This is a genomic window from Roseibium sp. (assembly GCF_025698965.1).
Lineage (GTDB): Bacteria > Pseudomonadota > Alphaproteobacteria > Rhizobiales > Stappiaceae > Roseibium.
In genome coordinates this window covers 1-6,616 of sequence record NZ_JAILWL010000369.1, presented here as the reverse complement: position 1 = coordinate 6,616, position 6,616 = coordinate 1, and the positions used below count along the sequence as shown (strand labels likewise).

Sequence of the window (6,616 nt, the reverse complement as noted above, 5' to 3'; positions counted from 1 at the left end):
GAAGCTCGGAAGGATTGGACGGCATCGGCACCGGAGCGACGCTCATTTACCCCGATGGCAACATTCTCGGGATCAGCCGCGATTATCCGCATGCTAAGCTGTTCAACCCGGTACACATTCTTCAACAACACGGGCTTTCGCGATGATGGAACGAAAAGGCCGTTTTCGGCACCAGTCCCTGCAGGACAAAAAGTCCATTCAGAAAATGCTGGATGCCGTCAAGCGCGGGATATCAAAAGGCGAACTGCAGTTCGGCGACGAAACCGGAGAAATCATTCTCGAGCCGCACGGGCTCATGAACCTCAAAGTGACCGCGACGATCGAGGACGATCAGTCCAGGCTCGATCTGCGCATAACCTGGAGCAATGGCGGGTCCGGCAACAGGGACAATGGTACGTTGAAGGTCAAGGGCGGCTGACAACCGCATTGCTTGGCATGCAAGCATCGCAAAACCCGGGCGGCATACCGCCCGGATTGCTTGGAAACTCCGGTCAGGTCAGCGCAGAGGCCGCTGTCCGAATGTGTTGATCGTCTCCAGGCGCTCCAGATTGACGATCGCCGACAACATCAGACGATCCTGGCTCCAATCGGCCGGTTTCTGGATTGATACGGCTGAAAGCAGAACAACGGCGATCATCGGCACCACTGCCAGGCAAAGAATGCCCCAATGCGGTCGCAACCTGTCGGTTTCGAGCAGCGCCTCTACCCGGCGGCGAAGCTTTTGAGCAGGCGAACGGCGCAACAAGCGATCCTGAACTTCCAGCAAAGCCACTGCAGCGACATTGCCCTGGCGCTCCTGCCCGAGTTGTTCCTGCTTCTTTTTCAACCCCGCCTGCGCTGCGCGCAACAGGCACATGCAGTAGGCCTTCAGGTCCACCTGCCTGCTTTCGGCAACCTTTTGATCGCAGGCCAGTTCCCGCAACCGCTCGACCTCCGACTTCCAGACATAGAAGAACGGGTTCCAGAAGAACAGCGGACGTAAAAGTTCAAGACCGATTTCCCAATTTACGTCACCTTGCCGCAGATGCTGGAACTCATGCTTGAGCACCAGTTGCAGGTCGTCTGGCTGCGCCAGAAGATCCGAAGGGATGACGACATAATGACGAAACAGGCCACGTGCTGAAAAAGGCACCAGCGCGCGATCGGACAGAAGCAGTTGCACCTGTCCATTGCGGCGCCATTCGTGACATGCGGACAGCATCCTGTTGAGCCGCACGAAATTGGCAACCAAGCGGGTACCGAACCATGCGAAACCGGCCAACAGGAACAGCGCGACACCCATGCCGAAGCCAGGTGTCATCGTCAGAACGGCTTCCGAATACCGGCCGCGCATCCCCAGGAGAGACTGAAAGTCCTCTGCAGGAATAGCGATACCACCCTGCAGATACTGGGAAACAACATAGTCGGACAAGTTCACAGAAAGAGCCGCCGGCACGACTTGCGCCATCTGCATGTGCTGATGGACAGCAACAGCAGCCGGAGACAGAATGATGATAGCGAATAAGCCGTTTAACAGCCCGAGCTGCACCGTGAAGGCAAGTTTTCTCCCATGACGAGCCATCACCAGCTTAACCGCCAGCCACACCAAGGCCGTCACGGCCAGGGTGATATTCAGATCGATATAGATATCGAATATCTGGTTAAGTAGCGTCATCTGTCCTCCTCCTGTCCAGCAACGCTCTAATTTCCTCCAGATCGTTCCCTGACAGTTCGTATTCATCGACAAGCCGGGCCACGAGGGACGCAGGTGTGCCGTCGAACAGTTTGTCAGAAAGATTTCTCAGAGAACGGGACTGGTAGGTATCCTTGGTCAGCCGAGGGGAATAGATGAATGTTTTGCCTTCTTTCCGGCTGTCCACGAAGCCTTTTTCATCCAGAATCCGCATGATGGTGGCGCACGACGTATAGGCCAGTTTTCTCTCCGGCGGCAGACATGCCAGGATGTCCCGCACGGAGCCCTCGCCGATCTTCCAGAGTTCCGTCATGAACTCCAGTTCGACTTCGGTCAAAAACTCGTTGCTTTTACGCTTTCTCATTATAGCCCTGCGCCATTGCGGTACGGATGTGGCCAGGAGCGAGAGATATCCAGAATGGATTTGATTAACGTTCTCTCCCCCCAACGCTCCTATTCATGCACCATAATGTCAAAAATTACTATTCATTTAGTCGTCAAACGGTCAAAGCCATGCCCCTTGAAACAAGGGGCATGGCAATTTTTTCAAACTTTCCAGAAGCAGAAGACACCCCAGCCCATGCTAAGTGCAATCGGCCACCAGAGCGGATACCCGATCAGCCCGAGCCAGGCCAGGAAGATATACGCAGATCCGAGCAGGGTAATGAAAAGGCGGTCGCCGCGGGTCGTTGTAAGTCCCAGTACCCCCCGGCGGGCATCGCCGCCGGGAAACTTGATTTCCAGAACCGTCAGGATCGCAATCGCGGTGAAGATCCCGACAAACAGGAGCGCGGTCGGCCAGGTCCATGCCATCCAACCAAGCATTACACCCTCCCCAGGGCAAAGCCCTTGGCAATGTAGTTACGGACAAAGTAGATGACGATGGCGCCGGGAATGATGGTCAGGGTCCCGGCGGCCGCCAGAAGCCCGAGTTCATAGCCCGCGGAGGAAGCGGTCCGGGTCATCACGGCGGCAATGGGTTTGGCCTCGACTGCAGTCAGCGTCTTGGCAAGCAGCAACTCCACCCACGAAAACATGAAGCAGAAGAACGCTGCCACACCGACACCGGACTTGATGGCCGGCAGGAAGATGGTGACGAAGAAGCGCGGAAAGGAATATCCGTCCACATAGGCGGTTTCATCCAGCTCCTTCGGCACACCCGACATGAACCCTTCCAGGATCCAGACCGCCAGCGGCACATTGAACAGGCAGTGCGCCAGCGCAACGGCAATATGCGTGTCGAACAGGCCCACGGCGGAGTAAAGCTGGAAGAACGGCAGGGCGAAAACCGCAGCCGGAGCCATCCGGTTGGTCAGCAGCCAGAAGAACAGCTGCTTGTCTCCGACAAAGGAGTAGCGGGAAAACGCATAGGCCGCAGGCAAGGCCACGAGAACCGAGATCACCGTGTTCATCGTCACGTAGATGATCGAGTTGATATAGCCCCAGTACCAGGTCGGATCGGTAAAGATCTCGATGTAGTTGGCGAAGGTCCAGGTCTGCGGGAACAGGGAGAACCCGGCCAGGATTTCGTTGGTGGTCTTGAAACTCATCGCGACGAGCCAGTAGATCGGCAGCATCAGGAAGAGGATGTATAGCGCGGGAACCAGGCTTTTCATTCGCATGATGGTTCTCCTCAGGACTTGTTATCGTTCAACGTCATCAGCGTGTAGAACAGCCAGGAGGCAAACAACGTGATGGCGAAGTAGATGAGGGACATGGCGGCTGCCGGACCCAGGTCGAACTGACCGAGCGCGATCTTGACCAGATCGATAGACAGCAGCGTGGTCGAGTTGCCGGGACCTCCGCCGGTCAGAACGAACGGCTCGGTATAGATGTTGAAGCTGTCCATGAAGCGCAGCAGAACTGCAATGGTCAGCACCGTTTTCATCTTTGGCAACTGGATGAAGCGGAAGATCGCCCAGTTGGACGCACCGTCGATTTCAGCGGCCTGATAATAGGCGTTCGGGATCGAAACCAGACCGGCATAGGCCAGAAGAACCACCAGCGACGTCCAGTGCCAGACATCCATGATGATGATCGTCACCCAGGCGGCGACCGGGTCCTGGGTCATGTCATAGGACAGGCCCAGAGTGTGGTTCATGAAGTAGCCGAGCAGGCCGATATCCGGTAACGTGAAGATGTTCCACATGGCGCCGACAACGTTCCACGGGATCAGCATCGGCAGGGCCATTGTCACCAGACAGAACGGCACCCAGGGACCTTTTTTCGGCATCGCGAGGGCTATTGCGATCCCCAGCGGCACTTCGATGATCAGGATCATGAAGGTGAAGAACAACTGCCGGCCAAGAGCATTGTGAAAGCGTTCGGATTTCAGCACCTGCTCGAACCAGTCGAGCCCCTGCCAGAAGAACAGGTTGTCGCCGAAGGTTTCCTGAACCGAGTAGTTCACCACGGTCATCATCGGAATAAGCGCGTTGAACGCCACCAGCAAAAGCACCGGCGTCACAAACCACCAGGCACGTTGATTTTGGGTCTTCATTGCCCCCCCTCCCCTGGCGAGCTTGCCAGCCAGCCGTCTTTGTAAAGCCGGGTCTGGGATTGTTTGAATTCAAGGCTCACGGCCTCGCCTGCACTTGGCACCTCGCCTTCCAGGATCGCGTGAATGCGGCTGCCATGGGCGACGGCTTCCACCACCTTGTGGCGGCCGATATCCGCGACCTTGCGGATCTGTGCGGGAATTCCGCTGCCATTGGCAGACACAGAAACGAATTCCGGACGGATGCCGATTTCCGCTTTCCCATCAGCCACGCCGGACGCAGGTCCTTCAAGGGGAACCTGATCGCCACCGAAGAACGCCCCACCCGCCTTGACCTCGCATGGCAGGACATTCATGCCTGGAGAGCCGATGAAATGGCCGACAAATGTATGTGCTGGCCGCTCGAACAGCTCAACCGGCGTTCCGATCTGCACGACCTCACCATCTTGCATCACCACCACCTGATCGGCGAAAGTGAGTGCCTCGGTTTGGTCATGCGTCACGTAGATCATGGTTGCCTTGACCCGCTGATGCAGCTCTTTCAGCTTCGAACGCAACTTCCATTTCAGGTGCGGATCGATCACCGTCAACGGCTCGTCGAACATGACAACATTTACGTCTTCACGCACCAGGCCGCGGCCCATAGAAATTTTCTGCTTGTTGTCCGGTGACAGGTTCGCCGCACGGGTCGTCAGCATCTCTGTCACTTCCAGCATTTCTGCGATGGATGTCACCCGGCGCTTGACAATATCTTCGTCGCGGCCGCGATTGCGCAGCGGAAACGCCAGATTGTCGTAGACCGTCATCGTGTCGTAGATGACCGGGAACTGAAACACCTGGGCAATATTACGTTTCGCAGGTGGCAAGGCCGTGACGTCCTGATCGTTGAACAGGATCTTGCCTTCTGAGGGAACAAGAAGACCGGATATGATGTTCAGCAGTGTGGATTTGCCGCAACCCGAAGGGCCCAGAAGCGCGTATGCGCCGCCATCTTCCCAGGTCAGATCGATCTTTTTCAGTGCGTAGTCAGCATCGCTTTGCGGATCCGGGCGATAGCTGTGGCGCAGATTGGAGAGTTTGATTTGTGCCATGAAGTCCTCTCCTCAAGCCGCCAGCTGGCCGTCGGGCGCAAAGAAGAAACAATGGCTCGGGTCCAGATAGAATGTGTGGACTTCGCCAACGAAGTAGGGATGCACGCCTGGAGACAGCGACACCCAGGAATGACCGTCCATATCGAAATGGGCGCTGCTTTCCGAACCGCTGAGTTCCGTCACCTGGACATGACCCTCAAGACGCACAGTGTGATCTGTCGATTCTACCGGCATGACGTGATTGGGGCGGATCGCGAGTATGTAGGGTCCGTCCGTCAAGGCAGCAACAGCGGGAGAAACCGTCCAGCGGACACTGTCGCTCAGGATAACCGTGTCGCCCTGCTTGGTGATCGGCGCCACGTTGATCGGCGGATTGGAAAACACCTTCGCGGCGTCCAGATCCTTCGGCTTGCGGTAGATATCCGCAGTCGGGCCGAACTGGACCACATTTCCATCCGTCATCAGGGCAGTTTGACCACCGAGCAGAAGCGCTTCTTCAGGTTCGGAGGTTGCATAGACGACAACAGCGCCGCGCCCTGCGAACAATTCCGGAAGCTGATCCCGCAATTCCTCGCGCAGCTTATAGTCGAGGTTGGCCAGCGGCTCATCAAGAAACACCGCGTCACTTTCCTTGACGATTGCCCGCGCAAGGGCCGTACGCTGCTGTTGTCCACCCGACAGTTCATGCGGCTTACGGCTCAGATAGGGTTTCAGCTTGAGAATGTTTGCCGCTTCTTCAACCCTGCCCTCGATTTCCGACTTGGCCACACCTGCGATTTTCAGGGGTGAGGCAATGTTGTCGAAAACCGACATGTGCGGATAATTGACGAAGAACTGGTGCACCAGGCTGATATTGCGCTTTTGCGCAGACAGGCGGGAAACATCCTTGCCGTTCAGAATGATCTGCCCGGATGCGAGGCTGTCGAGACCCGCCATCAATTTGATCAGAGACGTTTTTCCCGAACCTGTTTCCCCGAGGAGAACATTGAAGTGGCCGGTATGTAAGGTCAGGCTCGTATCTTTGACATGTGTAATGCCCTGCACGCGCTTGCTGACGTTTTTAAGTTCAAGAGACATGAAATCTTGCCCGCGTCCGGACTGGGTCTTCCTGCGAAACAGTGGTTTCGCCGCCCGTCACTTTCGGATCGGTGATGGACCGGGGACTTGCCCCGGTCCGGCGTCGAGATTGGGAGGAACCAATCTTAGTTTTTGGCCCAACGGGCAACCAGGTCGTCGTAGTTGACGGTCTGGCCCTGAGGCTTCTCGTTTTCGAGCTTGGCCTTCGGAGCACCCGGCTGAGACAGCCAATGTTCCGGATCCTGCGCCTCGTTCAGACGCGGACCACAACCACCGTAG

8 protein-coding genes are annotated in these 6,616 nt (G+C 56.6%); 1 reads left to right on the top strand and 7 read right to left on the bottom strand.

The window, feature by feature from the left end; translation table 11 throughout:
- The first annotated feature begins 142 nt into the window (after positions 1-142).
- Positions 143-418, top strand: a complete 276-nt coding sequence (locus K5905_RS24085) for an amphi-Trp domain-containing protein (RefSeq protein ID WP_297588759.1) — start codon at positions 143-145, stop codon at positions 416-418.
- A gap of 78 nt (positions 419-496) precedes the next feature.
- Here the strand turns inward: K5905_RS24085 and K5905_RS24080 are convergent, their stop codons facing one another.
- The 7 genes from K5905_RS24080 to K5905_RS24050 all read right to left on the bottom strand — a co-directional run bounded on the left by K5905_RS24080 (position 497) and on the right by K5905_RS24050 (position 6,337).
- Entirely contained in the window at positions 497-1,654 is a 1,158-nt protein-coding gene (locus K5905_RS24080) for a M56 family metallopeptidase (protein ID WP_297588756.1), read from the bottom strand.
- Complete coding sequence (locus K5905_RS24075; protein ID WP_297588755.1) at positions 1,641-2,036, bottom strand: BlaI/MecI/CopY family transcriptional regulator; 396 nt, start codon at positions 2,034-2,036, stop codon at positions 1,641-1,643. Before K5905_RS24075 ends, K5905_RS24080 begins: the two co-directional genes overlap by 14 nt.
- Before the next feature lie 182 nt (positions 2,037-2,218).
- On the bottom strand, positions 2,219-2,497 hold the full coding sequence (locus K5905_RS24070) for a DUF2160 domain-containing protein (protein WP_297588753.1): 279 nt from the start codon (positions 2,495-2,497) through the stop codon (positions 2,219-2,221).
- Positions 2,497-3,294, bottom strand: a complete 798-nt coding sequence (locus tag K5905_RS24065) for a carbohydrate ABC transporter permease (protein ID WP_297588751.1) — start codon at positions 3,292-3,294, stop codon at positions 2,497-2,499. Before K5905_RS24065 ends, K5905_RS24070 begins: the two co-directional genes overlap by 1 nt.
- An 11-nt stretch (positions 3,295-3,305) precedes the next feature.
- Positions 3,306-4,172: a carbohydrate ABC transporter permease gene (locus tag K5905_RS24060; RefSeq protein ID WP_297588749.1), complete on the bottom strand. Its 867-nt coding sequence runs from the start codon at positions 4,170-4,172 to the stop codon at positions 3,306-3,308.
- Positions 4,169-5,260: an ABC transporter ATP-binding protein gene (locus tag K5905_RS24055; protein WP_297588747.1), complete on the bottom strand. Its 1,092-nt coding sequence runs from the start codon at positions 5,258-5,260 to the stop codon at positions 4,169-4,171. Before K5905_RS24055 ends, K5905_RS24060 begins: the two co-directional genes overlap by 4 nt.
- Before the next feature lie 12 nt (positions 5,261-5,272).
- Complete coding sequence (locus tag K5905_RS24050; protein WP_297588745.1) at positions 5,273-6,337, bottom strand: ABC transporter ATP-binding protein; 1,065 nt, start codon at positions 6,335-6,337, stop codon at positions 5,273-5,275.
- Between the last annotated feature and the right edge of the window lie 279 nt (positions 6,338-6,616).